This window comes from Pontibacterium sp. (assembly GCF_041587635.1).
In the GTDB taxonomy this organism is placed as follows: domain Bacteria; phylum Pseudomonadota; class Gammaproteobacteria; order Pseudomonadales; family Balneatricaceae; genus Pontibacterium.
This window is the reverse complement of the sequence record NZ_JBFGYC010000606.1, coordinates 1-2,306: the sequence shown is the minus strand read 5'-3', so window position 1 is coordinate 2,306 and position 2,306 is coordinate 1. Positions and strand designations below refer to the sequence as shown.

Annotated in this window: 2 protein-coding genes; both read left to right on the top strand. The window is 48.3% G+C overall.

The features are described 5' to 3' along the window. Positions 1–466: 466 nt before the first annotated feature. Positions 467–1,444, top strand: a complete 978-nt coding sequence (locus tag ABYW01_RS19710; protein ID WP_372836090.1) for a hypothetical protein — start codon at positions 467–469, stop codon at positions 1,442–1,444. 186 nt (positions 1,445–1,630) lie between these two features. Beyond that, positions 1,631–2,113 carry a peptidylprolyl isomerase gene (locus tag ABYW01_RS19705; RefSeq protein WP_372836088.1) on the top strand — a complete coding sequence of 161 codons (483 nt, stop codon included), beginning with the start codon at positions 1,631–1,633 and terminating at the stop codon, positions 2,111–2,113. Positions 2,114–2,306: the final 193 nt, after the last annotated feature.

Below are 2,306 nucleotides of genomic sequence, written 5' to 3'. Positions count from 1 at the left end.
TGCTGGGCCAGACATATGTCATTGGCATTACTCCACGTCTTAAGCCAATTCGCTAACTTACTTTAGATAAGTTTTGAAATGATGCCTAGTGCCTGCTTGTTTATCCAGTCTTGCCTTGGGAATTTCATCGGAAAGTTATATAAAAAAGCCACGGGCACCAGAATGGTGCGCCACGGCATAAAAACAACGATGAAATCATTGAGAAATAGACAGCCGAAGCCGACTACACAGAAATTATAAAGTGTTCGGAGGCGTGGGATATTCCCCAATTGTATTGTGCGTTGCGGAATTTTGTGTTTTTTAAGCATCATGTTGAAATCATGAGTCTATTAATGTGGCTTAGGTCATGTTGATTGTTTGGAGGCGATGGCTGGAGTGCTATGTTGAAAATCAATTTTTAACTCCAATTCCGTAAACGAATATCGCTACAATAATAGGCCTGCGACTTTTTAAGGATGTTTCAATCATGCTTCATATCACCAATGGCGATAACGCTAATCAAGTACTTCAGAATGCAGGTATCAGCGGACGCTTTCTGTCCTGGGCCGATGTTCTTCATGATGGGCCGGTCCCAGCAGGATTAACACTGGATGAGATGTCGCAGGTGCGGGCAAACTTTATCCATCACTGTGGTTGGGCAAGTGAGTTTGAAGCACTGACGCACTTTCAGTCGCGCGATGCGGTGTTCCTGTCGAGTGCTCGTGAAGGGGGTGTGGTGATCTGGAACTCACCCGAGCTTTACGATCAGTTGCACCTGATTCAGCTGCTCAGTTGGTATAACAGTGAGGCGGGCCGTCATTGTCAGCCACCGGAGCTGGTATTGGTGCCGTTCCTTTTGGGGTTGGCAACCGAAGAGCATGATTTGCCGGAATGCCTGAATCAGCGTCAGGTGGTCAGTACCGAGCAGTTGCAGATTGCGGAAGAAGCCTGGTACGCGTTGACGGCATCAAATCCACGTATGTTGGCTGCGGTGTTAACACAGGATTTGAGTTGCCTGCCATATTTGAAAAGTGGTCTTCAGCGTCTGGCGGAGGAATATCCGGATTTAAACGGTATTAACCGCACAGAGCGACAAATACTCTCGATTCTTTCAGGTGGTGAATCTGCACCGGGTAACGTCTTCAGGGACGCTCAGCAGCTGGAGAATCCACAATTTATGGGTGATTCCAGCTTCTGGTTGGTGATTAAGCGGATGGTTGAGAGCGACCGGCCTTTGATTGCTCTGGCGGATGGCTCCGAGTTCAAATTGCCGGGGATGTTTGGGGCGGATGAGGCATTTTTACAGCAGCAGTTGTTAATCACTGATCTGGGGGCTGAGGTATTGGCGGGAGATGCGAACTGGCTGGCTCAACGGCAAATTGATCGTTGGGTGGGCGGAGTGCATCTAAATCCAGAGAATATCTGGTGTTGGAACGCTCAGAACGCTGAGTTTGTGCGTGTCTGAGGCAGTATTTTCGCTTTGACCTGATTTTCGTCCGGTTTACGCTGGCAGACCCCATAACGCTTTGGTTATGATGGCACTTCCTAACTAATTTTTTGGAAGGTTCAAAGGTGCTTTGGCCTGCACACAGCTTACGGGCTGCGGTTTGAGCAACTTTGTGCGTTTCCTTTCTCTATGGAGAATTTCTCAATGCAGATCGCTGATAAAACAGTTGTCCAGATCAACTACACCCTGAAAAACGACGGTGGTGAGGTTCTGGATTCATCTGAAGGACAGGAGCCTCTGGCGTTTCTGTGCGGCGCTCAGAATATCATTCCAGGTCTGGAAAATGCGCTGCTGGGCAAGCAGGTTGGCGATAAGTTGGATGTACGTGTAGAGCCTTCTGAAGGTTACGGCGAAGTACACGAAGAGATGATCCAGAAAGTGCCACAGGAAAACTTCCAGGGCGTAGATTCTGTTGAAGTAGGTATGCAGTTTATGGCTCAGGCGCCATGGGGCGAGCAGCCAGTGACTGTCATCAAAGTTGAAGAAGATGGCATCACGCTGGACGGCAACCACCCAATGGCGGGTCAGATCCTGAACTTCAGTGTTGAAGTTGTTGAAGTACGTGAAGCATCTGAAGAAGAAGTGGAGCACGGTCACGCGCACGGCGCGGGTGGTCACCACCACTAAGATCGATGCGGTCGGTTAAATAACCGGCCATACATTAAAAACCTGTATGGAGTGATTCATACAGGTTTTTTTGTGCCTGCTATTTAAGCAAATCATGAATCGGTCTATGCCTGTGAAGCTAAACCTCATGATTTGATTAGGTTTTTAAGTGGGTAATATTTGATCAAGGTGGGCGGGGCCTTGTTATACGGGG

Coding starts and splice junctions, on each gene's coding strand:
- ABYW01_RS19705 (WP_372836088.1), top strand. CDS start 1,631: ATGCAGATCGCTGATAAAACAGTTGTCCAGATCAACTACACCCTGAAA.
- ABYW01_RS19710 (WP_372836090.1), top strand. CDS start 467: ATGCTTCATATCACCAATGGCGATAACGCTAATCAAGTACTTCAGAAT.